We start from the raw sequence: 23270 nt of genomic DNA on the forward strand, positions 1-23270 counted from the left end.
GGCTCAGGCGTTGTCTTCCTCGTAGCGGTCCAGGGTGTCGCTGGCGATCTGCCGGCCGAGGGCGATCAGCTCCGGCGCCTTGTAGAACTCGAAGAAGCGGCAGACCCGCTTCGGCACGTTGATCAGGATGTCCGGCGGGTAGCCGGCGATCTTGTACTGCGCCAGCGAGGTCTGCATCACCTCGAAGCTCTGGTTGACCAGTTCCAGCAGTGATGCCGGACCGCTGCTTTCCACCACCGTGGTGCCGCTGGCCGACTTCGGCGAGTCCTTGCCTTGCGGCGCCGCGGCCGGCTGTTGCAGTTGCGGCTCGGCGGGCTCCTCGGATTCCGCCGGAACCGGATGGAGCAGGGCGTCGGCGCTCAGCTCCGGCGGGGTATTGTCGTCGCCGTGGCGGCGGAAGAACGAGAGTTTGTGGCCGAGGCTCTCGATCATGCTGTCGAAGCGCCCCTTGAGCGCGGCCGGACGCTCGATCACCGGCAGGTGGTATTGCTTCTGGTTGGTGGCGTTGAGGTTGACCGCGATGATCAGGTCGCTGTGGGCCGACACCACCGGCACGATCGGCAACGGGTTGAGCAGGCCGCCGTCGACCAGCATGCGGCTGCCCTGCATGACCGGGGTGAACAGGCTGGGGATCGCCGCCGAGGCGCGCATGGCCTGGTGCAGGCAGCCTTCCTGGAACCAGATTTCCTGCTGGTTGGTGAGGTCGGTGGCAACCGCCGTGTAGGGGATCGACAGGTCCTCGATGTTCACCTCGCCGAGGATCTCGTGGATCTTGCCGAACACCCGCTCGCCGCGGATTGCGCCGAGGCGGAAGCTGACGTCGAGCAGGCGCAGCACGTCGAGGTAATCCAGGCTTTCCACCCACTCGCGGTACTCGCGCAGCTTGCCGGCGGCGTAGATGCCGCCGATCACCGAGCCCATGGAACAACCGGCGATGCAGGTGATCTCATAGCCGCGCGCCTCGAGTTCCTCGATCACGCCGATGTGCGCGTAGCCGCGCGCACCGCCGGAGCCCAATACCAGGGCGACCTGTTTGCTCATCTGCAACCCCTTGCCAATACTGCGTGACGAAGCGAAAACGATACGCGTGTCGCCCGGCCGCCGCCAAGTGCGTCGCGGCGATGCGCGGCCCTTTCCCTGTCCGGAGATCGTTCGATGAAAACCTGGATCGTTCTGCCCGTCCTTGCCCTGACCCTGGCCGGCTGCGCTGGCAAGACCGCCTACCGGGAGAACTGCGCCGACCAGCTGGACGCGGCCTGGAAGGAACTCGACCTGGCCAAGGCCGAAGGCTTCGCCGGCACCGTCAGCTACTCGAAGGCCCTGACCCTGCTCACCGGGGCCAAGACCCAGCAGCAGTTCGAAGCCTACGAGGGCTGCACCAGCAAGGCCGAGAAGGCGCGCTTCTATATCCGCGAGTCGCGCGCCGGGCGCTGAGCCGGGCGCGGCGATCGGCCCTCTGGCGGCGGCGCCGGCTTTGCTAGAATGGGCACTTTTCCGACATCCACGGGAGTACACCGATGAGCGAGGCGATCCGCCTGACCCAGTACAGCCACGGCGCCGGCTGCGGCTGCAAGATTTCGCCCAAGGTACTGGAGGTGATCCTCGCCGGCAGCGGCGCGCAGAACCTCGATCCGAAGCTCTGGGTCGGCAACGCCTCGCGCGACGACGCGGCTGTCTACGCTCTCGACGAGGAGCGCGGGGTGGTCTCCACCACCGATTTCTTCATGCCGATCGTCGACGACCCCTTCGATTTCGGCCGTATCGCCGCGACCAACGCCATCAGCGACATCTACGCCATGGGCGGCGACCCGCTGATGGCCATTGCCATCCTCGGCTGGCCGGTCAACGTGCTGGCCGCGGAAGTCGCCCGCGAGGTGATCGCCGGCGGCCGCAAGGTCTGCGAGGAAGCCGGCATCCCGCTGGCCGGCGGACACTCCATCGACGCCCCCGAGCCGATCTTCGGCCTGGCCGTGACCGGCGTGGTGGAGAAGCGTTTCATGAAACGCAACGACACCGCCGAGGCCGGCTGCAGGCTGTACCTGACCAAGCCGCTGGGCATCGGCATCCTCACCACTGCCGAGAAGAAGGCCAGGCTGCGCGCCGAGGACGTCGGCGTGGCGCGCGACTGGATGTGCACCCTGAACAGGCCCGGCGCGCGCTTCGGTCGATTGGCCGGGGTCAAGGCGATGACCGACGTCACCGGTTTCGGCCTGCTCGGCCACCTGGTGGAAATGGCCGACGGCAGCAAGCTCACCGCGCGCGTTGAGTACGCCGCGGTGCCGCGCCTGGCCAGTGCCGAATATTATCTGGAGCAGGGCTGCGTGCCCGGCGGCACCCTGCGCAACTTCGACAGCTATGGCGAGCGCATCGCGCCACTGCCGGAGGTGCAGAAGCTGTTGCTTTGCGATCCGCAGACCAGCGGCGGCCTGCTGGTGGCGGTGGCTCCGGAAGGCGAGGCGGAGTTCCTCGCCGTGGCGGCGGAACTCGGCCTGCAACTGGCGCCGATCGGCGAACTGGTCGAGCGACAGAGTCTCGCGGTACAGGTGCTGTAATGCGCGACAACACCCAGCACTACCGCGAGCTATTTCTCGACGATATCCCCCTGATGGATGTGCGCGCCCCGGTGGAGTACCACAAGGGCGCCTTTCCCAACACGGTCAACCGGCCGCTGATGAACGACATCGAGCGGCAGAAGGTCGGCACCAGCTATAAGCAGCACGGCCAGCAGGCCGCCATCGCCCTTGGTCACGAACTGGTCTGCGGGGCGCTCAAGGCCGAACGGCTGGCGGCCTGGAAAGCCTTCGCCGAAGCCAACCCGAACGGCTACCTGTATTGCTTCCGCGGCGGCCTGCGCTCGCAGATCGTCCAGCAGTGGCTGAAGCAGGACGCCGGCATCGACTACCCACGGGTGATCGGCGGCTACAAGGCGTTGCGCAACTTCCTTTTCGAAACCACCCGAGCGGCGGTCGACGAGTGCGATTTCGTGCTGGTCGGCGGCCTCACCGGTTGCGGCAAGACCGAGGTGATCGCGGCGCTGGACAACAGCCTCGATCTCGAAGGCCACGCCAACCACCGCGGCTCCAGCTTTGGCCGGCGAGCCACGCCGCAGCCGGCGCAGATCGACTTCGAGAACCGCCTGGCCATCGACATCCTGAAGAAGCGTCATCGTGGCGTCGGCCAGTTCGTCCTCGAGGACGAGGGGCGGATCGTCGGCAGCTGCTCCTTGCCGCTGGAGCTGTACCAGGGCATGCAGGGCTACCCGCTGGTCTGGCTGGAGGATGCCTTCGAGCAGCGTGTCGAGCGTATCCTCAGGGACTACGTGATCGACCTGCGCAGCGAGTTCGAGCGTGTGGTGGGCGTGGAGGAGGGCTTCGCCGCCTTCTCCGCCTACCTGCAGAAGAGCCTCGCCGGCATCGTCAAGCGCCTCGGCGGCGAGCGCTACCAGCGGCTGGCGGCGATCCTCGTGCAGGCGCTGGAAGAGCAGGGCCGCGACGGCTCGGTGGATACCCATCGCGGCTGGATCGAGGGGCTGCTCAAGGAGTACTACGACCCGATGTACGCCTTCCAGCGGCAGAGCAAGGAAGACCGCGTCGAGTTCCGCGGCAACCAGGCCGAGGTGATCGGCTACCTGCGCCAGCGTCAGGCGTTGCGGCCATCGTAGTGCTGTACCGGGAGCGCGTTGGCGTCGATGTCCTCCAGGCAGCGCGCGTTGACCGCGGCCATCGCCTGGCCGTCCGGGCCTATGCCTTCGCTGAACGGCGCGCAGCCGCAGGTGGGGCAGAAGTGGTGCTGCAGGCGATGGGTGTTGAAGGTGTAGGTGTGCATCGCGCTGGCCGGCGTCTTCAGCGCCAGCCGCTCGCGCGGGACGAACCACAGCAGCCAGCCGCGCCGGCTGCACAGTGAACAGTTGCATTGGATCACCTGGTCGAGGTCGCCTTCGACTTCGTAGGCGATGGTTCCGCAGTGGCAGCTTCCTCGATAGTTCATGGCAGGGCTCCTGGGTGAGGGTAGGGCAAGTCTAGCCGCTGCCTCCAGGTGGCGCAGGGCCGCGGCGCAGACGGTCGCGAGAGCTGCGGGGCTGCGGCATAATCGGCGTCCCCTCCGTCGATTTCCGCGAGACCGCCATGCAACTGGACTTCACCACCATCGCTCCCGCCGAGGCCTATCGCTGGTTGGCTTCCACCGTCACCCCGCGACCGATTGCCTGGGTCTCGACCCTGTCCGCCGAGGGTGCCAGCAACCTGGCCCCGTTCAGTTTCTTCCAGGTGATCAGCGACGAGCCGCCGACCCTGATGGTCAACGTCAGCCTGCGCGACGACGGCAGCCTCAAGGACACCCTGCGCAACGTCCAGGCCACCGGGCAGTTGGTGATCCACCTGGTCGGCGCCGCCCAGGCCGAGACCATGAACGCCACCTCCGCCTGGCTGCCCCATGGCGTGAGCGAGATCGAGACGGTCGGCATCCCTACCGTGTCCAGCGTACGCGTGGCGCCGCCGCGGATCGCCGCGGCGGCGGTGGCCTTCGAGTGCGAGGTGGCGGAGATCAAGCCGTATCCGGAGGAGAACCCCAATTGCCACCTGATCTTCGCCCGCGTGCTGCTGGCCCATGTCGATGATGCCGTGCTGGCCGACGAACGCCATGTGGATAGCGACAGGCTCGACCTGGTCGGTCGCCTGGGCGGCAGCCACTACAGCTATACCCGCGACACGTTCAGCATGATCCGGCCCAGGTAGTCGGACTCAGTCCGGCGCCCGCAGGCACTCGTCGACCGTGCGCCGGCACACCGGCGCCTGGCCCGCGGCCTGGCGTTCCTGCCACTGGCGATAGGCGAACTGGTAGCTTTCCGGATACACCCCGCCGCGTTTCAGCGGCGCCACGATACTCGCGCGCAGCGCCTGTTCGGTCAGCGCCAGGTGCGCGGCCAGGCGCTGGAACTGCCAGGGCTGCTGGCCCTGGCGGCGCTCCAGGACCTCGACGTGGTACAGGCCGTCGGCCGCCGCGCTCGACAGGTTGTGTACGATCAGCCAGCGCGACAGGCCCGGCGCCGCCGGCAACGACCAGAGCGGCTGCTCGATCGGGCCGCTCCAGTCGGCCAGGGCGGGGGTGCACAGACTCAGCGACAGCAACAGCGGCAATACGGGACGCATGGCAAGCTCCTTTTTCCATGGGGCGCCCAGTATGGCGCCGCGCCCGCCCGACGTCAGCCCGGATATCCTGGAAACGACCTGCGCATATCTCTCCTGGCCATTATCGTGCCACTACCTTGCCCGGCCGCTCAGGTTCGGCGAAAAACGCGCGACACAGCGGGAAATGCGCACGCAGACGGCGCGTCACGGGGGAGGGGAGTCATGCTGGGGTTGCTGCGCAGGCGTCTGGCCGATCTCGGCACGGCGAAGAAACTGGCCATCGGTTTTACCCTGGTCCTGCTATTGACCGCGCTGGTGGCCGCGCTCGCGGTGCTCTCGCTGCATGCGCTGGGGCAGCGCTTCGCGCGCCTGCAGGAGATGAGCGCGATCAATCGCGACGTGCTGGAGGTTCGCCAGGCCGAGAAGGACTTTGCCCTGCACGGGGAAAAGAGCGACGCCGAGCGCTTGCGCCAGCGCCTGGCCGCGACCCTTGAACGGGTGGGCCGGCTCAAGGCCGACGGCGACGCCGATCAGGCGCTTGGCATGGCCGAGGTGGAGCAGGTGCTGGCGGCATACCTCGAAGCGTTCGGCCGCTTCGAGCAGTCCATCCAGGGACGCCAGTTGGCTTGGGAAAGCGCCAGTTGGTCGCTGAACGGCGCCGCCAACAGCCTCGATATCCTCCAGTCCAGCCTGGCCGAGGATGGCGCCTATGCGCTGAAGGAGAGCCAGGGACGCGACGGCGAACCGCTGTTGCAGCAGGCGGCCCAGGTCGCCCAGGTCAATCGCCTGGTCCTGCAGGGGCTGGACGAGGCCCGCTCGCGTCTCGAAGCGCGCGCCGCGGATGCGCAGGAGGGGCCGCCGAAATCGCTGCGCGAGGCGCTGGAGCTGGCCGCCCGGCTGGAGCAGGCGATCACCGACGATGCCTACGTGTCGGTGGTCAAGGACGTGCTGACCAATATCCGCGGTTTCGCCGACAAGCTCGCCGAGTATCGCGCCAGCCAGCGCCAGGAGCGGCAGATGTACGCCGCCATGGGCGAGCGTGCCGGGCAGGTGATGGCGCGTGTCGACCGTAGCTGGGAGGCGCAGCAGCAGGCCATGCTCCACAGCCTGCGGACAAACTCCCTGCTGATCGTCGGCGCCGCCGTGCTGGCGCTGCTGGCGCTGCTGGTGGGCCTGGGCGCGGCCTTCGGCATCAGCCTGCTGATCGTCCGTCCGCTGCGCCAGGCGATGGGCGTGGCGCAGCGGATCGCCGAAGGCGACCTGGCGGTGCGGGTCGACAGCGAGCGGCGCGACGAGGTTGGCCAACTGATGGCCGCGATGCGCGCCATGACCGGCAGCCTGCGCGGTATCGTCAGCCAGTTGCAGGACGGCGTCGGGCGGATTGCCGGCGCTTCCGAGGCGCTGTCCGGCGTTACCACGCGCACCCGCCTGGGAATCGACAGCCAGCGGGCGGAAACCGAACAGGTGGCCACGGCGATGAACCAGATGGCCGCCACCGTCCATGAAGTGGCGCACAACGCCGAGGAAGCCGCGGGGTCGGCGGAAAGCGCCGACGGCAAGGTCAGCGTCGGCCAGGAGGTGGTACGCCAGACCCTGGAGCGGATCGAGCGACTGGCCGAGGCGGTGCGCGCGGCCACCGCCAGCGTCGAGGCGCTGAGCGCCGACAGCCAGCGCATCGGCAGCGTGCTGGACGTGATCAAGAGCGTGGCCGAGCAGACCAACCTGCTGGCGCTGAACGCCGCCATCGAGGCGGCGCGGGCCGGCGACCAGGGTCGAGGCTTCGCCGTGGTCGCCGACGAGGTGCGGGCGCTGGCGCGGCGCACCCAACAGTCCACGGCCGAGATCGAGACCCTGATCGGTGCCTTGCAGAATGGCACGCAGCAGGCGGTGCAGCGTATGCAGCGCAGCCACCAGTTGGTGGACCAGAGCGTCGACGACGCGCTGCAGACCGAGGCGGCGCTGGGCAACATCGCCACGGCGGTGGCGCTGATCCAGCAGATGAACCAGCAGATCGCCGCGGCCTCCGAGCAGCAGAGCGCGGTCGCCGAGGAGATCAACCGCAGCGTCACGGCGATCCGCGAGGTGGCCGATCAGTCGGCCCAGGCCATGCAGTCGACGGCTTCGTCCAGCGAACAACTGGCGGAGCTGGGGCGCGAACTACAGGGCATGGTCAGGCATTTCCGCTTGTAGCCGCGGCCTGGGCGGCGAGTCTTTCCTGCTGGCGCAGCCAGTAGCGATAAGCACTGACCCCCGAGCGCACCGAGCTGAACACCAGCGGCGGCTTGATCTCGCCGAGCATGCTCGAGCGTTGCAGCAGGTCCAGCGTCTGCCCGGTCACCCGCGCCAGCGACAGGTGCACGCCCTGGGCCTTGAGGATCTGTTGCACCTCGTGGAGGGTGGCCAGGCCGCTGATGTCGAGGTTGGTCATGGCTTCGGCGTTGAGCAGCACCGCATTCGGCCGCTCGCTGCCGTCCACCACGGCAAGCACCCGCTGCTTGAAGTAGTCGGCGTTGAAGAACAGCAGGGGGGCGTCGAAGCGGTAGATCACCAGGCCGGGAAGAGTGGTGGCCTGCGGGTACTTGGCCAGCTCGACCTGGCCGTCGATGCCGTGCATCCAGCCGAGCACCGCGTCGCTAGGGCGATAGGTGTAGTAGAGCAGGCGCAGTACGGCGATGCTGACGGCGACGAAGATTCCCGGCAGCACGCCGACGCTGAGTACGCCGACGGTGGTCAGCAGGCAGAGGCTGAACTCGAAGCGGCTGAGCTTCCAGAAGCCCTTCAGCGCCTGCACGTCGATCAGGCCCCAGCCGGCCAGCAACAGGACCGCGCCGAGCGCCGGCATCGGCACCCAGCCCAGGGGCTTGTTCAGCAGCAACAGGGTGGAGGCGATCACCAGCGCGGCGACCACGCCGACCAGTTGGGTCTTGCCGCCGACCATGTCGTTCACCGCGGTGCGGGAGTCGGCGCCGCTGATGGCGAAGCCCTGGGAGACCCCGGCGCCGATGTTGGCCAGGCCGAGGGCGACGAATTCGTGGTTGGCGTTGATGCTGTAGCCGTGGCGGGCGGCGAAGCTGCGCGCGGTGAGCATGGCGCTGCAGAAGCTGACCACGGTGATACCGGTGGCGTCGCGCAGCAGGCTTTTCAATTCCTCCAGGCTGGTCTGCGGCCAGCTCAGTTGCGGCAGCCCGGCCGGTACCTCGCCAAGCAGTTCCACGCCGTAGCGATCCAGGCCCAGCAGCGCCGCGGCGAGACTGGCCAGGAGGACGCCGCAGAGCGCCCCGGGCAACTGCGGGAAGCGCCGCGGTAGCAGCACCATCAGCAAGAGCGAGAGGCTGCCGAGGATCAGCGTCGGCCAATGGATGTGCAGCAGGTTCTCCAGCAGCGCGAGGATGCCGGCGACGAAGCCGCTGGTCGCCGCCTCGTAGCCGAACAGCTTGCCCAGTTGCCCGACCAGCAGGCTCAGGCCGATGCCGTTGAGGTAGCCGACCAGGATCGGTCGCGAGAGGAAGCTGGCGATGAATCCGGCGCGGGCCAGGCCGGCGACGATGGAGAACAGCCCGACCATGATCGCGACGATCATCGACAGGTCCACCAGGCGCTGCGGGTCGCCCGCCGCCAGCGGGGTGATGGCGGCGGCGACCATCGCCGCGGTCGCCGCGTCGGGGCCGACCATCAACTGTCGCGAGCTGCCGATCAGGGCGTAGATCAGCATCGGCAGGATGCACGCATAGAGGCCTACCTGGGGCGGGAAGCCGGCGATCTGGGCGTAGGCGATGGCAGTGGGGATCTGGATCGCCGCCACCGACAGCCCGGCCTGGACATCCGGACGGAACCAGGCGCGGCGGTAGTGGAGCAGGCTATCGAGTCCGGGTACCCAGCGGGCGAGTGGCATGCGGCTGATTCCTTGCAGGCGCGGATGCCGCAGCTTAGCCCGAAGGACAGGCGGCAGGATTGCCGGGAATCATTATTTCTTCAGTGCACACGCTCTTCGAGGCGAGGCGCAGGGCGGATAGCGCAAGGCGCTATCCGCCGCTTCTTCGCGCCGGCGGCGGACCTCAGACCTTCAACACCAACTTGCCGAAGTTTTCCCCGCTGAACAGCTTGAGCAGCGTTTCGGGGAAGGTCTCCAGGCCTTCGACGATGTCCTCGCGCGATTGCAGCTTGCCTTCCGCCAGCCAGGTGGCCATCTCCTTCAGGCCTTCTGGGAAGCGCTGGGCATAGTCCATCACCACCATGCCTTCCATGCGCGCCCGATTGACCAGCAGCGACAGGTAGTTGGCCGGGCCGCGCACCGCTTCCTTGTTGTTGTACTGGCTGATCGCCCCGCAGAGGACGATGCGTGCCTTGAAGGCGATACGGGTGAGCACCGTGTCGAGGATTTCGCCGCCGACGTTGTCGAAGAACACATCGATGCCCTTCGGGCATTCGCGCTTGAGTCCGGCGGCGAGGTCTTCGTTCTTGTAGTCGATGGCGCCGTCGAAGCCCAGCTCCTCGACCAGGAAGCGACATTTCTCGGCGCCGCCGGCGATGCCCACCACCCGGCAGCCCTTGAGCCTGGCGATCTGCCCGGCAACGCTGCCCACCGCACCGGCGGCGCCGGAGATCACCACGGTCTCGCCGCTCTTCGGCTGGCCGACGTCGAGCAACGCGAAGTAGGCGGTCATGCCGGTCATGCCCAGCGCCGAGAGATAGCGCGGCAGCGGCGCGCGGGACGGGTCGACCTTGTAGAAACCCTTGGGCTCGCCGACGAAATAGTCCTGCACGCCGAGGGCGCCGTTGACGTAGTCGCCGGCCTGGAAGCCGGGGTGCTTCGAAACCAGCACCTTGCCGACGCCGAGCGCGCGCATCACCTCGCCGATCCCCACCGGCGGGATGTAGGAGCGGGCGTCGTTCATCCAGCCGCGCATCGCCGGGTCCAGCGACAGGTACTCGTTCTTCACCAGGATCTGGCCCTCGGCCGGTTCGCCGAGCGGGGTCTCGACGAAACTGAAGGTGTCGCGGCCGGGCAGCCCGCTGGGACGCTGGGCCAACTGGTATTGCCGATTGATCTGGGAGGTCATGGCAGGGCACTCGAATGTCGGGAAACAGGCCCCTAGGGATAGCCGGCGCCGGCGCCGGCGGCAAGCGAAGGCGAGTGCGGAAATGACCGGTCATCTATGCCGATGATTCGCCGCCATCAGTCTTATCAGCGGGCTGGATGGCCCATCCTCCAGTCCCCTGATAGTGCTATGCCTTGCGCCGGCCCTGGCTAGACTGGCGCGGCCCGGTTCCGTCGCGGTTGGCGGAAGGCGATTTTCCGAGGAGCAGCAGATGAGCAAACTTCTTTCCGGCCAGGTCGCACTGGTCACTGGCGGTGCGGCGGGCATCGGCCGCGCTACCGCGCTGGCCTTCGCCGCCGCCGGGGTCAAGGTGGTGGTCGCCGACCTGGACAGCGCCGGCGGCGAGGGCACGGTCGAGGCGATCCGCCAGGCAGGTGGCGAAGCCCTCTTCATTCGCTGCGACGTCACCCGCGACGCCGAGGTCAAGGCACTGGTAGAGGGTTGCGCGGCGGCCTACGGCCGTCTCGACTACGCCTTCAACAACGCCGGCATCGAGATCGAGCAGGGCAAGCTGGCCGACGGCAACGAAGCCGAGTTCGACGCCATCATGGCTGTCAACGTGAAGGGCGTCTGGTTGTGCATGAAGCACCAGATCCCGCTGATGCTGGCCCAGGGCGGCGGCGCGATCGTCAACACCGCCTCGGTCGCCGGGCTCGGCGCGGCGCCGAAGATGAGCATCTACGCTGCTTCCAAGCACGCGGTGATCGGCCTGACCAAATCGGCGGCGATCGAGTACGCGAAGAAGGGCATCCGCGTCAACGCCGTGTGTCCGGCGGTGATCGACACCGACATGTTCCGCCGCGCCTACGAGGCCGATCCGCGCAAGGCCGAGTTCGCCGCCGCGATGCATCCGCTGGGTCGGGTCGGACGGGTCGAGGAAATCGCCGCCGCGGTGCTCTACCTGTGCAGCGACAACGCGGGCTTCACCACCGGTATCGCCTTGCCGGTGGACGGCGGGGCGACGGCGATCTGAGCGGGCGGCGATACAATCGGGATGCCCCGGCGCGGGGCATTCGCATTCTGTTACAGGTCGGCGCGCGGTTTGGCGCGCCAGGCCACTGCCGGGGGACTAACCTGGGTCGAGAATCCGGGGCCTGAGCCCGTCTCCATCGCATCGGAGCAATAACAATAATGACCGCCGATCCCATCCTGACCCTGTTCCTCCCCATCGCCCTGGGCATCATCATGCTCGGTCTCGGACTGTCCCTGACCCCGGCCGACTTCCTCCGCGTGGTGCGCTACCCGAAGCCGGTGCTGGTCGGCCTGGTGTGCCAGATCGTCCTGCTGCCCCTGGCCTGTTTCCTGATCGTCCAGGGCTTCGCCCTCGAGGCGGCCCTGGCGGTCGGCATGATGTTGCTGGCGGCCTCGCCCGGCGGCACCACCGCCAACCTCTACAGCCACCTGGCGCATGGCGACGTGGCACTGAACATCACCCTGACCGCGGTGAACTCGGTGATCGCCATCCTCACCATGCCGCTGATCGTCAATCTGTCGCTGCAATACTTCATGGGCGACGGGCAGGCGATTCCCCTGCAGTTCGGCAAGGTCATGCAGGTGTTCGTCATCGTCCTCGGCCCGGTGGCCATCGGCATGCTGGTGCGCAACCGCCTGCCGGCCGTGGCGGATCGGCTGCAGAAGCCGGTGAAGATCCTTTCCGCGCTGCTGTTGCTGGTGATCATCCTGCTGGCGCTGGCCAAGGACTGGCAGACCTTCGTCACCTACGCGCCGGTGGTCGGGCTGGCCGCGCTGGCCTTCAACCTGCTGAGCCTGGCGGTGGGCTACTGGGTACCGCGCCTGCTGCGCCTGCCGAAGGCCCAGGCGGTGGCCATCGGCATGGAGATCGGCATCCACAACGGCACCCTGGCGATCGCCCTGGCGCTGAGTCCGAGCCTGCTGAACAACAGCACCATGGCGATTCCGCCGGCGATCTACGGGGTGTTGATGTTCTTCACCGCGGCGGCCTTCGGCTGGTGGGTCAGCCGTGGCCACCAGGCCGCGCCGGCGCCCGTGACGGCGCCGGACTGAGGTCGGTCAGCCGCGCCGCCAGTTGAGCACGAACTGAGTCAGCAGGCCGGCCACCAAGCCCCAGAACGCCGAGCCGATGGACAGCAGGGTGAAGCCGGAGGCGGTGACCATGAAGGTCACCAGCGCGGCCTCGCGCTGGCGCTCGTCGGCCATCGAATTGGCCAGGCCGTTCATGATCGAGCCGAGCAGGGCGATAGCGGCGATGGACAGCACCAGTGCCTTGGGGAACGCCGCGAACAACGCTGCCAGGGTGGCGCCGAAGGTTCCCGCGACGCAGTTGAAGAAGCCGCACCAGAGCGCCGCGGTATAGCGCTTGTGCGGGTCCTCGTGGGCCGAAGGACCGGTGCAGATCGCCGCGCTGATCGCCGCCAGGTTGATCCCGTGGGAGCCGAACGGCGCCAGCAGGATCGAGGCGATGCCGGTGCTCGAGATCAGCGGCGAGGCCGGCACCTGGTAGCCGTCGGCGCGCAGCACGGCGATGCCGGGCATGTTCTGCGACGCCATGGCGACGATGAACAACGGGATGCCGATGCTGATGGTGGCGGCCAGGGAGAAGCTCGGCGTGGTCCACTCCGGTACCGCCAGTTCCAGGCGGAACCTGCTGAAGTCCAGTTGGCCCAGTATCCCGGCCAGCAGCACCCCCACCAGTAGCGCAGCGAACACCGCATAGCGCGGCGAGAAGCGTTTGCACAGCAGATAGCTGAAGAACATCGCCAGCACCAGCAGGGTCTGTTGCTCGGCGGCGTTGCAGATCTCGATGCCGATGCGGAACAGCACCCCGGCCAGCAGCGCCGAGGCCAGCGAGGAGGGAACCTGGCGCATCAGGCGTTCGAAGCTGCCGGTGACGCCGCACAGGGTGATCAGGAGGGCGCAGACGATGAAGGCGCCGATCGCCTCGCTGTACGGCACTCCGGGCAGGCTGCTGATCAGCAGCGCCGCGCCGGGGGTGGACCAGGCGATCACGATCGGCACCCGGTAGCGCAGGGTCAGGCCGATGGTCGCCAGGCCCATGCCGATCGACAGGGCCCAGATCCACGAGGAAATCTGCGCGCTGCTGAGACCGGCGTTCTGCCCGGCCTGGAACATCAGTACCAGCGAGCTGGTGTAGCCGGTGAGCATGGCGACGAAGCCGGCCACCACGGCGGCGGGAGAGGAGTCGGCGAACGGACGCAGACGAGGCTGGGGCTGGGTGGTTTCGGTCATGCCGGGTACTTCCATGGAGTGTGCGGGACGACCGGGCACGGCGGTGGGCGGAGCCACGGGGCAGGTTGCGCGAGGCGCGGAGTGCCGATCATCTTTTTCTGTTTTGCGCAGCCTAAACAGCCGGCCAGGGGCTGTCCCGGTACAGCCGCAGACATAGTTGGCCATACAGTCGCAGCTGCCGGAAGCTGGCGGAGCTGGTAACTTCCCGGCATTTGCCGAGGAGCTTCGCCATGGATGCAAACCCCTACGCCACGCCGCGTGTCGAATTGGTCGAGCAGGGCATACCGGATGCTTTCCGCCGGCGCTGGACGCCCGCGCAACTGCGCATCCTCGCCTGGCTCTGCCTGGCCTCGATAGCCGGCGGCGTGGTGCTGATGGTGCTCAGCCTGCTGGAGGCATTCGGCGATGGCGCCGCGTTCGGGGTCTACGCCGACTGGCTGGGCCTGCTCCTCAGCCTGCTCGGCGCCTACCTGCTGCTGCGGCTCAAGCACCTGGTCGAGTCGCGCTTTCGCGGCCCCTCGCTGGCCTGGCCGGTATGGTTGTCGATTCTCCTGACCCTGCTGGGCGAGGGCTGGAGCCTGCTGGCGGTTACCGACGATGCGCTGCAGGGTTGGAACTGGCAGGCGCTGGTGTACTTCGCGCTGCTTGCGCTGATCGGCGCTACCACCCTCTGGCTGGGCCTGCGTCTGCTCAAGCAGGAAAACCTCTATCCGTCGCTGCGGATCATGGCCTGGCTGGACATCGCCGGCGGCGCGATGCTGGCTTCGGTGCTGTTGCTGGTGCTGGCGGTACTGCCGCTGCTGGCCGCCACCCTGGCCATGGCGCTGGCCTGCTGGCGCGCGGCGCGGGAGCTGGAGCGGGGCTAGCGGGCAGCCGGTCGGCTTGCCGAGCGTCCAGGCGCCAGGCCCATGGGCGTCAGTCGGCGGCCTCCGTCGCCGCTTCGCCGCGGCTGCCTGCATGCGCCCGAGCCAGGGTGCGATTGACCGCCAGCCAGCCGGAGACCGCTTCGCCGCCGGCTTCCTCGAAGCAGCGTTGGAGCAGCCGCGACTGCTCGCGACGCAGCGCCTTTTCCAACCGCACGCCCTCGGCGGTGAGGCCGAGGAGGCGTTTGCGCTTGTCGTCGTCGGCGGTGGCGCTGCCGATCAGGTTCATCTCCAGCAACTGGCGCAGCGGGATGTTCAGCGCCTGCTTGGTCACGCCGAGCAGGGCCAGCAGTTCCTTCACGCTGAGGCCCGGATAGCGGGCGATGAAGAACAGCACGCGGTGGTGCACGCGACCCAGGCCGCGGCGGGCGAGCATCTCGTCAGGCTTGGTGGTGAAGGCCTGGTACGCGAAGAAGAAGGCTTCCATCATGGCCTGCTGCTGGACGGCGTGGTTTTTCAGGTCAGGCATATTGACGCTTCCGGGCGCGGCATCGTAGTTTCGGTCAAGCAGTTTGACTCATTTTTTCCCGCCTACGCTACCGGTGATCCCATGGCCTTCTCTGAACGCATCTCCCGCCTGAAAAGCTCCTTGATCCGCGAAATCCTTGCCGCGGCGCAGCGTCCGGAGGTGATGTCGTTCGCCGGCGGGCTGCCGGCCGAGCCGATGCTGCCGAAGGTGCAGTGGGAGCAGATGCCGGCCTCCATGGGCCAGTACGGCATGAGCGAAGGCGAGCCTGCCCTGCGCGAAGCCATCGCCGCCGAAGCGCGCGCCCTCGGCGTCCCCTGCGAGGCGAGCCAGGTGCTGATCGTCAGCGGTTCGCAGCAGACCCTCGACCTGGCCAGCAAGCTGTTCATCGATCCGGGCACCGAGGTGCTGCTCGAGGCGCCGACCTACCTCGCCGCGCTACAGGCCTTCCAATTGTTCGGCGCCGATTGCGTGACCGTGCCGCTGGGTGCCGAGGGCCCCGACCTGGTTGCCCTGCGGCAGCGCCTGGAGCGACACAAGCCGGCTTTCGCCTACCTGATCCCGACTTTCCAGAATCCGTCCGGCGTGCGCTACAGCGAGGGACGCCGCGACGCGGTGGCGGCGCTGCTCGACGAATTCGGCGTGACCCTGATCGAAGACGAACCCTATCGCGAACTGGTGTTCGACGAGGGCCGCGCAACCCCGCTGGTCAGCCGCCTGCGCAAGTCCAGCTGGATCTATACCGGCACGGTGTCGAAGACCCTGCTGCCGGGCCTGCGCGTCGGTTTCCTGATCGCCACCCCGGACCTGTTCCCCCACCTGCTGCGGCTGAAACAGTCGGCCGACCTGCATACCAACCGGGTAGGGCAGTGGCAGGCGCTGCAATGGTTCGGCAGCGAGGCCTACCGCCAGCACCTGGCCGAACTGCGCGAGTTCTACCGGGTCCGCCGCGACGCCATGCAGGAGGCGCTGCTGGAGCACTTCGGTGAGCTGGCCGAATGGAATATCCCGGAGGGCGGGCTGTTCTTCTGGCTGACCCTCAGGCAGCCGCTGGATACCCGCACCCTGCTCCAGCCGGCGCTGGCCGCCGATGTCGCATTCATGCCCGGCGAACCTTTCTTCGCCGAGCCGGAGCAGAACCTCGGGCGTCTGCGGCTGAACTTCAGCCACGTCGCCCCGGAGCGCCTGCACGAAGGCATGCGGCGCCTGGCCAAGGTCGTCCGCGACGCCCAGGCCGCCGAAGCGGCCTGAACCCTCATCGGCGCTCCTCCCGGGGCGCCGGCCATCCGATCCGAGGAGCGACACGATGTACAAGGTCTACGGTGATTACCGTTCGGGCAACTGCTACAAGATCAAGCTGGCCATGTCGCTGCTCGGCATCGACTACCAGTGGGTACCGGTGGACATTCTCAAGGGCGAGACCCAGACCCCGGAGTTCCTGGCGAAGAACCCCAACGGCAAGATACCGGTGCTGGAGCTGGAGGACGGCAGTTGCCTGTGGGAGTCCAACGCCATCCTCAACTTCCTCGCCGACGGCAGCGCCCTGTTGCCCAGCGAACCGCGCCTGCGCACCCAGGTGCTGCAATGGCAATTCTTCGAGCAATACAGCCATGAGCCCTATGTGGCCGTGGCGCGCTTCATCAAGCTCTACCTCGGCCTCCCGGAAGCCCGCCGCGCCGAGTTCGAAGAGAAGAAGATCGGCGGCTACAAGGCCCTCGACGTCATGGAGAAACAGCTGTCGCGCACGCCATTCCTGGTCGGCGAACAGTTCTCCATCGCCGATATCACCCTCTACGCCTACACCCATGTCGCCCATGAAGGCGGCTTCGACCTGACGGCCTACCCGGCGATCCGCGCGTGGATCAAGCGAGTGGGGGAGGTGCCGGGGTATGTGGGGATGCTGGATTGAGGGGAGATTCGATCAGCGGTTGGCGAGGCAGTGATTTCTGTCATGAGCGGGAATTTCGGGTAGAGCGAAATTTCCACTCATTGGGCAAGATGCGTGAACTTCCTGAGCCAGGGAAAATTCCCGGCAGTGTTGGGCCAGGTCATGAGTAAGTGTGCGTTATCTCAGCTGGATTCATACTTGCTCATGGTGCTTTGCTAGCGTTTCGTCGGAGCGATCCTGGTTCGCTGGCATCCTCCAGCTTTTCTGTTTATTCGAGAAAAGAACATGTCAACTTTCCGATGTATGATTCCCATGGATAGGGGGGGGCATTTGCTTCTGTCTTTTGGTTTTTTATATAACCTTCCCTAAGGCTGATTTTCAGTTATTCGGATATTAATATCTCAACAACTATTTTTGAATAGTCGATGTCTCCATTTGGCTTGGGCTTTTTTAGTGGGTCGAAAGCATATTTTATGGTGATTTTTTTTCCTGCTTCGTAATGCTTTCTGTCGGTATTCTTGTTTGTGTAAGTGCCCTCCGTGCAGAGGGTTTTGTTTTCTGTTTCTATATCTATCGTGTTGAAATCTTCGGTGTTGTCTTGCCCCGTTAAATATACTTTCTTTATGGTTCCGGAAATTTCTTTTTGTGGAATTGATCCGTTTTCAAGATTGTCCCACCATTCCTTTGAGCCCAGTAGTCCATAAGTCCCTTTAAGGCCAGCTTTAGGCTTCGTTGTATTCAAAGTGAGTTCATGGGCTTTTCGAATGTACTCGGGGTCTTCTTTGATACGCTGTTTGAAGTTGTAAATGGTTTTCATGAGGTTTCTCTAGTCTATTACTTCGAAGTCTATTAGGTTCTTGTTGAAAATCTCTAGGGCTTTTCCATCCCCAAGGCCAGTGTTGATAACGCCGCCTCCTTCATTTATCGTTGGCTTTTTTAGTGCTTCGAGTTTGAATAGTGCGTTGTTCTGTTTCCAGCCCTTTCGGGCGGGAGGGAGATCTGGAAGCAATAGGCCGGTTCCGGAATTTGCAGTTACTCCAATTTTAGACAGCTCATTCATGGTGCCTGGACTGGCTGTAAGTCTTACTAATTTCCCATCATACTCTTGGGAGTAGGATTGTAGCGGGGAGATGAAGGTCTCACTCGTCGGAGGTACTTCAAAGTTGTTCCTCAGTATCTCAAGGTGCTGCTCGCTTAGTGTTCGGTAGTAAATCTCGTTTCCCTGCGCATCCAGCTCTACGATTGGTCCTGCCGGCTTTTTGCTGCCGGATGTGGAGTTAATCCCTTTGCGGGGATTATTGTCTAATGCTTCGGGACAGCGAGTTTTATTTGAGGCCAGCCCCAACGGGTCCGCCCACCCCGTCGGATTCGGCACGTACCGGTAGCTGTTCAACCCACCTGCCAGCCTGATCGGATCGGGGGTCAGGTAGCGTCCCGTGCTTGGATTGTAGTAGCGATGGCGGTTGTAGTGCAGCCCGGTCTCGGCGTCGAAATACTGGCCCTGGAAGCGCAGTGGGTTATCCACTTCGGCGATGTCCAGCTTGAGCACATTGCCGTAAGCCCGGTAGCGCGCCGACCAGCAGAGGCGGCCATCGGCGCGGGTCAGTTCCTGCGGGGTACCGAGGTGGTCGAGTTGGTAGTAGCAGGGTTCGACCTGTTCCGGGCCTTCGCCGTCGAGCAGGGCCAGCGGGCGGAAGCTGTCGGGTTCGTAGAGATAGGTGCGGTAGTGCCGGTCGCCGCTCTCGGCGAGCAGGCGTTCGCCGAGCCAGAGGAACTCGGTATTGCGCCCGTCGACCTGCTTGGCAATGCGTCGGCCGAAGGCGTCGTAGCGGTAGACGACCTGGCGCCCGTCCGGCAGGCTGACGCCGATCAGGCGGTGTTGGCAGTCGTAGCTGTATTCGGTGACCAGCTTCTGCCCGGTGCCGCGGCGTTCGCGAACGAGATTGCCGTGGGCGTCGTAGTCGAAATGCCGGTCGCCCTGCGTCAGCAGGCGATTTCCGCGAACCTCCATCTGTCGCGCGTCGAATTGCCCGCCCTGGGCGAGCAGGTTGCCGGCCGGGTCGTGCACGAAGCTTTCCGGGGTTTCACCGCGTACGCCGAGCAGGCGGTCCAGCGGGTCGTAGTGGAAGCTGCGAATGCCCTTGCGGCTGTCCTCGATGGCGGCCAGGTTGCCGCTAGCGTCATAGCGGTACTGGCGCTGGTAGAGATGGCGCTGCCGCTGACTGACCTGGTGGGCCAGCAGGCGGCCCTGCTCATCGTAGTGGTATTGGCTGAGCAGTTCGCCCTGCTGGCGCTGGCGTTCGCGACCGCTACCGAACTGGTGCCGGGTCAGGGACTGGCCGTTGAGATCGATTGCCGAGAGGGTGCCGCCGGTCTGGTAGCGGTAGTCGACGCGGTTGCCGTCGGGCAGTCGGCAGTGGATCAACTGGCCGAGGGCGTCGTAGGCGTAGTGAAGGGTGGCCCAGCCCTGGTGCTCGCGGACCAGGCGGTCCCGTAGGTCGTATTCGTAGGCCAGCGGCCAGGTGCCGTCGTCGACGGCGACCAGGCGTCCGAGCGTATCGTAGCGGTAGTCGACCCGATTGCCGTCGGGCAGTGTCTTCGCCAGCAGGCGCCCGGTACTGTCGCGCTGGTAGGTGGTGCGCAGTTCGCTGCCGTCGTCGCCGTACTCGGTTTTCTCCAGAAGCTGGCCTTTGAGGTCGTAGCGATAGGCGGTGCGGCGGCCGTCGAAGCCGGTTTCCTGGCTGATCAGGCCGTTGCCGTGGTAATCGAGGCGATAGCGTTCGCCGCGTTCGTTCTCGATCTCGCTGAGCAGTAGCCGGGCGTTTTCGTAGCGGTAGCGCAGCTGACTGCCGTCCGGGTTGATCCGCCGGCTGACCAGGTGCAGGTCGTCAAGATATTCGTAGCGGGTCATCCGGCCCTGTTCGTCGCACTCGCTGGTGACCTTGCCGTAAGCGTTGTAGCGGTACATGCGGCTGGCGCCACCGGGCAGGGTGATCTGGCTCAGGCGGCCTGCTGCATCCCACTGGAACCGGGTGATGGCGCCGCTTTCGTCCTGGCGGGTGATCTGTCTACCCAGTGTGTCGTAGCGATAGCGGCGCACGCTACCGTCCGGAAGCTGTTCTTCTATCAACTGGCCGAGCGGATTCCAGGTCAACTGGTGCAGGCTGCCGTCGGCATGGGTGATTTCCACCAGACAGCCGCGGTGGTCGTAGGCGTAGTGGGTGACGTTGCCTTCGGGATCGGTCTGGCGGGTGATGTCGCCCTGAGTGTTGCGCTCGTACTTCCACTGCGCCTCGCCGCGGCGCACGCTGCGCACGAAGCCGTCGAAGTAGCTATAGCAGGTTGGCTCGCCTTCGGCCGGGAGCAGTGCCTCCAAGCGTCCGGCCTGGTCGTAGCGGTACTCGGTGATCGTTCCCAACGGATCGCGTTCGGCGACCAGTTGGCCCTTCTCGTCGTAGTGCCTGAGGGTTTCGCCTCCGTCGGGATCGACCTGGCGTACCAGGCGCGCGTTGTCGTCGTGGACATAGACTTCCTCGCTGCCGTCGGCGTTGATCGCGGTAACGCTGCCGTCTTCGTTCCAGACGTAGCGCGAGTCCATCTGCGGGAAGCTGGCCCAGTGATGGACCGCGCGGGCCTGCTTGCCTTCGCCTTCCCATTCCCAGAAGAACGAGGCGCCGCCGGCCAACTGGCGCTCGAGGATGACATTGCGCGCGTCGTAGCGATAGCGTTCGGCCTCGTAGAGTGCGTTTCCGGCTTCGATCAACTGGCCACGTTCGTTGCAGCGGTAGCGGGCGAGTACCTGGGTGGTGTGCCAGCAGGCCTCCAGGTTATCGGCGGGCTGGTACACCTGATACTCGACGCGCTCGATGTGCCTGCCCTGGTAGCACAGCAGTAGCGCGCGCCCGGCCTTGTGGCTGAGGCGGCGCGGCCGGCCGAGGCGGTCGCGACTCAGTTCCAGGCGGTTGCCGTAGGCGTCGCTGATGGCGATCAGGTAAGCGCCGTCCGGGTCTTTGCGGAAGTGGTAGAAGCGCGGCTTTTCGCCGGCCTGGGCAAGGATCAGTTCGGATGGGTCGCCGCCGAGGTAGATGGCGGCGCGCGACAGTCGGTTGGTGATCGCCGGGCGCTGGGCGTCAGGGATCGGGAAGCGGGTCCGGCGGTTCTCGTGATCGGTCCATACCAGCTCGTCGCCGTCGCGATCGAGGCGATGGGAGAGGGCATGGCTCCAGCCGAAGCCCAGACCATTGTCGATTTCCGCCGCGCTGGTGCGGTACAGGCGCGTCCAGGCGAAACGCAGCGGACCGTCCAGCTCGCAGTCGGTCAGGGTCAGCAGCTCCTCGCCGGTGACCATCGAAACGGGACAGTCCTTGACGCAGGTCTGGGCGGCCTGGTCGGCGGGTTTGCCGGCGGGCGTCCTGCCGGGTGCGGAGGCATCGGGCGTCGCCTGACTGCTGGAGAGCGAGGTGTTCGCGCGCTTTCCTCGGCTCAGCGGCAGGGTGTCGTGCTCGGTGCGGGCGATGCCTTGGGCGGTGCTCTGGATCTGTGCGGTGATCTTGTTGGAGCTGTTGGCCATCACTTCACCGCGGACGGCCAGAGGTTTCAGCTTTTCCGCGTGCAACTGGAGGGAATGCCGACAGCTGGTATCGATCAGCACCTGCATGGCTTTGCGCAGCAGCATCGCACCTTCGGAGGCCTTGATTGCTTTCGAGCCCTTGACGGCCAGGCGAACGGCGAGACCGGCTCCGCCGGTCAGGATGATGCCGAGCAGAATATCGAGGAGCAGGCCGGTGGAGAGTTCCGCGACCATTTCCGCGGCAGTCGTGGGCGGCAGCAACTGGATCCAGCACACGATGGCGCTGGCATAGATGAACAGAAGCGGTTCGTCGCTGGCGATCAGCAAGGCGGTACCGAGGAGTTCCTTGGCCTGAGCCTTGAGCTTTTCGAAATCCGCTTCGTTGATGAACTCAAGGAGTTTCGCCGCGTGCTCGTCGAGGTTCGCGAGGATGCCGAACAGCTCGACCACATCATCCCAGAGATTGACCAGCGCTTTGCCCATGCCGTCCAGATAGGCGTCGTTTATCTGCTCCATCCGCCTACGGTCGCCAACCGGCGCGAGCCTTTTCCATTCGGCGGAAAGCGGGCCGTTCCATTGCTCCAGAAGCCACTCGTTCAGCTTGGCGATTACGTCGTCGTAGGAGCGGTAGAGCGCGTCGATCTCCTGGATGCTTACCTCTGGGTAGAACTTGACCTGGTACAGCGTATTGGGAGCGCAGCCGCTTATGCTCGCCATCCCATCTGCATCCAGTACGCCCTTGAACTGCGGTGTCCTGCTGCCTATCCGAGTGATTTCGTAAGGCGTGTTGCCGATGGGCACGAAACTGGTCGATTCGAAAGTATGCAGCAGTTTCAGTTGACCGTTGACCGGACATGAGGCGACGTCTTCGAGGATGTTGGCGTCCTTGTCGGCTTTCAGCCTGGTCAACTCGTTGCCGTTCCCATCGGAAAGGGCGATGGTCTGCTGGACGTCGAGTGCCCAGCCCCAGAGCCAACTGTTCGCATATTCCTCATAGCGGTTGAGCACCCCGGAGCTGAATTCGCCGATCAACTGGCTGGCATCCGGCTGCTTCGCGTTCACTCCGCGCAGCATGAACATGGCGTAGAACGACGAGATCATGGGGTCAGGTCCTTTTCCAACTGGTTCAACAACAGGCCGCTGATCTCATCCATGGCGACGGCTTTCGCGATGAGGCGTCTGGCGCGCAATTGCAGGCTTCGCTCGGGATAGGCGAAGTACAGATCTGCGTGGTTCTCGCGCAGCCACTGCAGCAGGTTGTCGATAGCGGTAGTCGGGTCGTCGGCATGCAGCGTGTCGACCAGTGCCCGCGGAACCTCCCACCAGGGGTAGGGACGGGCGGCATGGAGATGGCCCTGGCCGGTTTCGAGTGCTTTGCCATTGATCAGGTAACGGCCGAACATCGGCAGTACTTCGTGCGCTTTCTCGCCGAGGTGGGCGAGTATCGGTAGCAGGTGACGGCCGTCCCAGAAACGGAAGAACACTTCGCTGCCATCCGGCATGCGTACCTGGGTGAGGCTGCGTAGGTGCTCTAGGATTGCGTCTGTCGACCAGGTGGAAACTGCCAGCCAACCCCAGTCGCGAGACTTTTCGCTGGCAGCCCAATCGAGGAATACGCTGCTGGGGGACAGCTTCGCGAGGTAGGGCATCACCGGTTGCCAGTCGGCATATGGCGTACCGTTCCAGAGAGGGAGCGGTAGGGGTGGGCTGTCTTCCCGGTAGTAGGCTTGCAGGGGCGCGGCATCGCTGGCGCTGCCGAAGATCGCGTACAAGCATTCGCCTGCCTGAAGCGGATGTCGGGCCAGCCAGGTTCGCGGGGAGAGGGCGTCAGAGGTCACAGGCACCGTCCTTGCACTTCTCGCACTCTTCGCAGAAGGGCGCGTTGCGCTTCAGGGTATTGATCTGGGCCGGGGTGAGGAGGGCGCCGGCCTTGTCGCTGTCGGCCTGCCGCAGCGGCCCCGGCAACAGCG

20 protein-coding genes and 1 pseudogene are annotated in these 23270 nt (G+C 65.6%); 10 read left to right on the plus strand and 11 right to left on the minus strand.

Translation table 11 applies throughout. The features are described 5' to 3' along the window. Positions 1 to 3: 3 nt before the first annotated feature. Positions 4 to 1041, minus strand: a complete 1038-nt coding sequence (locus HMPREF2924_RS09890) for a patatin-like phospholipase family protein (RefSeq protein ID WP_003087542.1) — start codon at positions 1039 to 1041, stop codon at positions 4 to 6. A gap of 114 nt (positions 1042 to 1155) precedes the next feature. Here HMPREF2924_RS09890 and HMPREF2924_RS09895 point away from each other — a divergent pair, with 114 nt between their 5' ends. The 3 genes from HMPREF2924_RS09895 (at position 1156) to mnmH (ending at position 3661) form a co-directional block, all read left to right on the plus strand. Next, positions 1156 to 1434 carry a hypothetical protein gene (locus HMPREF2924_RS09895; RefSeq protein ID WP_003097836.1) on the plus strand — a complete coding sequence of 93 codons (279 nt, stop codon included), beginning with the start codon at positions 1156 to 1158 and terminating at the stop codon, positions 1432 to 1434. 83 nt (positions 1435 to 1517) lie between these two features. Next, positions 1518 to 2552, plus strand: coding sequence for a selenide, water dikinase SelD (gene selD / locus HMPREF2924_RS09900; RefSeq protein ID WP_003087546.1), 1035 nt, complete (start codon positions 1518 to 1520; stop codon positions 2550 to 2552). Then, complete coding sequence (gene mnmH, locus HMPREF2924_RS09905) at positions 2552 to 3661, plus strand: tRNA 2-selenouridine(34) synthase MnmH (protein WP_003087548.1); 1110 nt, start codon at positions 2552 to 2554, stop codon at positions 3659 to 3661. Before selD ends, mnmH begins: the two co-directional genes overlap by 1 nt. Here mnmH and HMPREF2924_RS09910 read toward each other — a convergent pair. Continuing rightward, entirely contained in the window at positions 3640 to 3987 is a 348-nt protein-coding gene (locus HMPREF2924_RS09910) for a GFA family protein (protein WP_023094782.1), read from the minus strand. The genes mnmH and HMPREF2924_RS09910 overlap by 22 nt on opposite strands. A gap of 137 nt (positions 3988 to 4124) precedes the next feature. Between HMPREF2924_RS09910 and HMPREF2924_RS09915 the strand changes: the two genes are divergently transcribed. Beyond that, positions 4125 to 4733 carry a flavin reductase family protein gene (locus HMPREF2924_RS09915; RefSeq protein WP_023094781.1) on the plus strand — a complete coding sequence of 203 codons (609 nt, stop codon included), beginning with the start codon at positions 4125 to 4127 and terminating at the stop codon, positions 4731 to 4733. 6 nt (positions 4734 to 4739) lie between these two features. Here HMPREF2924_RS09915 and HMPREF2924_RS09920 read toward each other — a convergent pair whose 3' ends face one another. Continuing rightward, positions 4740 to 5147, minus strand: coding sequence for a DUF5086 domain-containing protein (locus tag HMPREF2924_RS09920; protein WP_003136158.1), 408 nt, complete (start codon positions 5145 to 5147; stop codon positions 4740 to 4742). A gap of 201 nt (positions 5148 to 5348) precedes the next feature. Here HMPREF2924_RS09920 and HMPREF2924_RS09925 point away from each other — a divergent pair, with 201 nt between their 5' ends. Beyond that, complete coding sequence (locus HMPREF2924_RS09925; RefSeq protein WP_003136160.1) at positions 5349 to 7316, plus strand: methyl-accepting chemotaxis protein; 1968 nt, start codon at positions 5349 to 5351, stop codon at positions 7314 to 7316. On the opposite strand, the gene HMPREF2924_RS09930 is transcribed toward HMPREF2924_RS09925, so the two are convergent. Both HMPREF2924_RS09930 and HMPREF2924_RS09935 read right to left on the minus strand, forming a co-directional pair. Beyond that, positions 7297 to 9018, minus strand: coding sequence for a SulP family inorganic anion transporter (locus tag HMPREF2924_RS09930; RefSeq protein WP_003136162.1), 1722 nt, complete (start codon positions 9016 to 9018; stop codon positions 7297 to 7299). The two genes, HMPREF2924_RS09925 and HMPREF2924_RS09930, sit on opposite strands and share 20 nt — an antisense overlap. 163 nt (positions 9019 to 9181) lie before the next feature. Beyond that, complete coding sequence (locus tag HMPREF2924_RS09935) at positions 9182 to 10186, minus strand: NADP-dependent oxidoreductase (protein WP_003110637.1); 1005 nt, start codon at positions 10184 to 10186, stop codon at positions 9182 to 9184. A gap of 250 nt (positions 10187 to 10436) precedes the next feature. On the opposite strand from HMPREF2924_RS09935, the gene HMPREF2924_RS09940 reads away from it, so the two are divergent. Both HMPREF2924_RS09940 and HMPREF2924_RS09945 read left to right on the plus strand, forming a co-directional pair. Then, positions 10437 to 11198 carry an SDR family oxidoreductase gene (locus tag HMPREF2924_RS09940; protein ID WP_003087566.1) on the plus strand — a complete coding sequence of 254 codons (762 nt, stop codon included), beginning with the start codon at positions 10437 to 10439 and terminating at the stop codon, positions 11196 to 11198. 158 nt (positions 11199 to 11356) lie between these two features. Continuing rightward, entirely contained in the window at positions 11357 to 12250 is an 894-nt protein-coding gene (locus HMPREF2924_RS09945; protein ID WP_003097823.1) for a bile acid:sodium symporter family protein, read from the plus strand. A 6-nt stretch (positions 12251 to 12256) separates the two neighbouring features. Here HMPREF2924_RS09945 and HMPREF2924_RS09950 read toward each other — a convergent pair whose 3' ends face one another. Beyond that, positions 12257 to 13453 carry a benzoate/H(+) symporter BenE family transporter gene (locus HMPREF2924_RS09950; protein ID WP_003087572.1) on the minus strand — a complete coding sequence of 399 codons (1197 nt, stop codon included), beginning with the start codon at positions 13451 to 13453 and terminating at the stop codon, positions 12257 to 12259. Positions 13454 to 13683: 230 nt separating this feature from the next. Here HMPREF2924_RS09950 and HMPREF2924_RS09955 point away from each other — a divergent pair, with 230 nt between their 5' ends. Continuing rightward, positions 13684 to 14319: a hypothetical protein gene (locus tag HMPREF2924_RS09955; protein ID WP_003087573.1), complete on the plus strand. Its 636-nt coding sequence runs from the start codon at positions 13684 to 13686 to the stop codon at positions 14317 to 14319. A 49-nt stretch (positions 14320 to 14368) separates the two neighbouring features. On the opposite strand, the gene HMPREF2924_RS09960 is transcribed toward HMPREF2924_RS09955, so the two are convergent. Continuing rightward, a complete protein-coding gene (locus HMPREF2924_RS09960) occupies positions 14369 to 14845 on the minus strand; it encodes a MarR family winged helix-turn-helix transcriptional regulator (protein WP_003097819.1) in 477 nt (158 codons plus the stop codon). Positions 14846 to 14926: 81 nt separating this feature from the next. Between HMPREF2924_RS09960 and HMPREF2924_RS09965 the strand changes: the two genes are divergently transcribed. Together HMPREF2924_RS09965 and HMPREF2924_RS09970 are read left to right on the plus strand one after the other, a co-directional pair. Then, the gene (locus tag HMPREF2924_RS09965; protein ID WP_003136166.1) at positions 14927 to 16093 is read left to right on the plus strand and encodes an aminotransferase-like domain-containing protein; all 1167 of its coding nucleotides are present in this window, start codon (positions 14927 to 14929) and stop codon (positions 16091 to 16093) included. Between the two features lie 55 nt (positions 16094 to 16148). Beyond that, positions 16149 to 16751 carry a glutathione S-transferase family protein gene (locus tag HMPREF2924_RS09970; RefSeq protein ID WP_003097816.1) on the plus strand — a complete coding sequence of 201 codons (603 nt, stop codon included), beginning with the start codon at positions 16149 to 16151 and terminating at the stop codon, positions 16749 to 16751. A gap of 361 nt (positions 16752 to 17112) precedes the next feature. Here the strand turns inward: HMPREF2924_RS09970 and HMPREF2924_RS34200 are convergent, their stop codons facing one another. From HMPREF2924_RS34200 to HMPREF2924_RS34205, 4 genes and pseudogenes are all read right to left on the minus strand, one after another. Next, the gene (locus HMPREF2924_RS34200) at positions 17113 to 17547 is read right to left on the minus strand and encodes a hypothetical protein (RefSeq protein WP_016254153.1); all 435 of its coding nucleotides are present in this window, start codon (positions 17545 to 17547) and stop codon (positions 17113 to 17115) included. A 9-nt stretch (positions 17548 to 17556) separates the two neighbouring features. Further along, positions 17557 to 22401 carry an RHS repeat-associated core domain-containing protein gene (locus HMPREF2924_RS09975; protein ID WP_023094780.1) on the minus strand — a complete coding sequence of 1615 codons (4845 nt, stop codon included), beginning with the start codon at positions 22399 to 22401 and terminating at the stop codon, positions 17557 to 17559. Continuing rightward, a complete protein-coding gene (locus HMPREF2924_RS09980) occupies positions 22398 to 23138 on the minus strand; it encodes a DUF4123 domain-containing protein (RefSeq protein WP_003124883.1) in 741 nt (246 codons plus the stop codon). Before HMPREF2924_RS09980 ends, HMPREF2924_RS09975 begins: the two co-directional genes overlap by 4 nt. Then, positions 23128 to 23270: pseudogene (locus tag HMPREF2924_RS34205) on the minus strand (Rhs element Vgr protein); the annotation flags it as partial. The gene HMPREF2924_RS09980 and the pseudogene HMPREF2924_RS34205, both read right to left, overlap by 11 nt.

It is taken from the genome of Pseudomonas sp. HMSC063H08 (assembly GCF_001813645.1).
In the GTDB taxonomy this organism is placed as follows: domain Bacteria; phylum Pseudomonadota; class Gammaproteobacteria; order Pseudomonadales; family Pseudomonadaceae; genus Pseudomonas; species Pseudomonas aeruginosa.

Coding starts and splice junctions, on each gene's coding strand:
- HMPREF2924_RS09890 (WP_003087542.1), bottom strand. CDS start 1,041: ATGAGCAAACAGGTCGCCCTGGTATTGGGCTCCGGCGGTGCGCGCGGC.
- HMPREF2924_RS09895 (WP_003097836.1), top strand. CDS start 1,156: ATGAAAACCTGGATCGTTCTGCCCGTCCTTGCCCTGACCCTGGCCGGC.
- selD (WP_003087546.1), top strand. CDS start 1,518: ATGAGCGAGGCGATCCGCCTGACCCAGTACAGCCACGGCGCCGGCTGC.
- mnmH (WP_003087548.1), top strand. CDS start 2,552: ATGCGCGACAACACCCAGCACTACCGCGAGCTATTTCTCGACGATATC.
- HMPREF2924_RS09910 (WP_023094782.1), bottom strand. CDS start 3,987: ATGAACTATCGAGGAAGCTGCCACTGCGGAACCATCGCCTACGAAGTC.
- HMPREF2924_RS09915 (WP_023094781.1), top strand. CDS start 4,125: ATGCAACTGGACTTCACCACCATCGCTCCCGCCGAGGCCTATCGCTGG.
- HMPREF2924_RS09920 (WP_003136158.1), bottom strand. CDS start 5,147: ATGCGTCCCGTATTGCCGCTGTTGCTGTCGCTGAGTCTGTGCACCCCC.
- HMPREF2924_RS09925 (WP_003136160.1), top strand. CDS start 5,349: ATGCTGGGGTTGCTGCGCAGGCGTCTGGCCGATCTCGGCACGGCGAAG.
- HMPREF2924_RS09930 (WP_003136162.1), bottom strand. CDS start 9,018: ATGCCACTCGCCCGCTGGGTACCCGGACTCGATAGCCTGCTCCACTAC.
- HMPREF2924_RS09935 (WP_003110637.1), bottom strand. CDS start 10,186: ATGACCTCCCAGATCAATCGGCAATACCAGTTGGCCCAGCGTCCCAGC.
- HMPREF2924_RS09940 (WP_003087566.1), top strand. CDS start 10,437: ATGAGCAAACTTCTTTCCGGCCAGGTCGCACTGGTCACTGGCGGTGCG.
- HMPREF2924_RS09945 (WP_003097823.1), top strand. CDS start 11,357: ATGACCGCCGATCCCATCCTGACCCTGTTCCTCCCCATCGCCCTGGGC.
- HMPREF2924_RS09950 (WP_003087572.1), bottom strand. CDS start 13,453: ATGACCGAAACCACCCAGCCCCAGCCTCGTCTGCGTCCGTTCGCCGAC.
- HMPREF2924_RS09955 (WP_003087573.1), top strand. CDS start 13,684: ATGGATGCAAACCCCTACGCCACGCCGCGTGTCGAATTGGTCGAGCAG.
- HMPREF2924_RS09960 (WP_003097819.1), bottom strand. CDS start 14,845: ATGCCTGACCTGAAAAACCACGCCGTCCAGCAGCAGGCCATGATGGAA.
- HMPREF2924_RS09965 (WP_003136166.1), top strand. CDS start 14,927: ATGGCCTTCTCTGAACGCATCTCCCGCCTGAAAAGCTCCTTGATCCGC.
- HMPREF2924_RS09970 (WP_003097816.1), top strand. CDS start 16,149: ATGTACAAGGTCTACGGTGATTACCGTTCGGGCAACTGCTACAAGATC.
- HMPREF2924_RS34200 (WP_016254153.1), bottom strand. CDS start 17,547: ATGAAAACCATTTACAACTTCAAACAGCGTATCAAAGAAGACCCCGAG.
- HMPREF2924_RS09975 (WP_023094780.1), bottom strand. CDS start 22,401: ATGATCTCGTCGTTCTACGCCATGTTCATGCTGCGCGGAGTGAACGCG.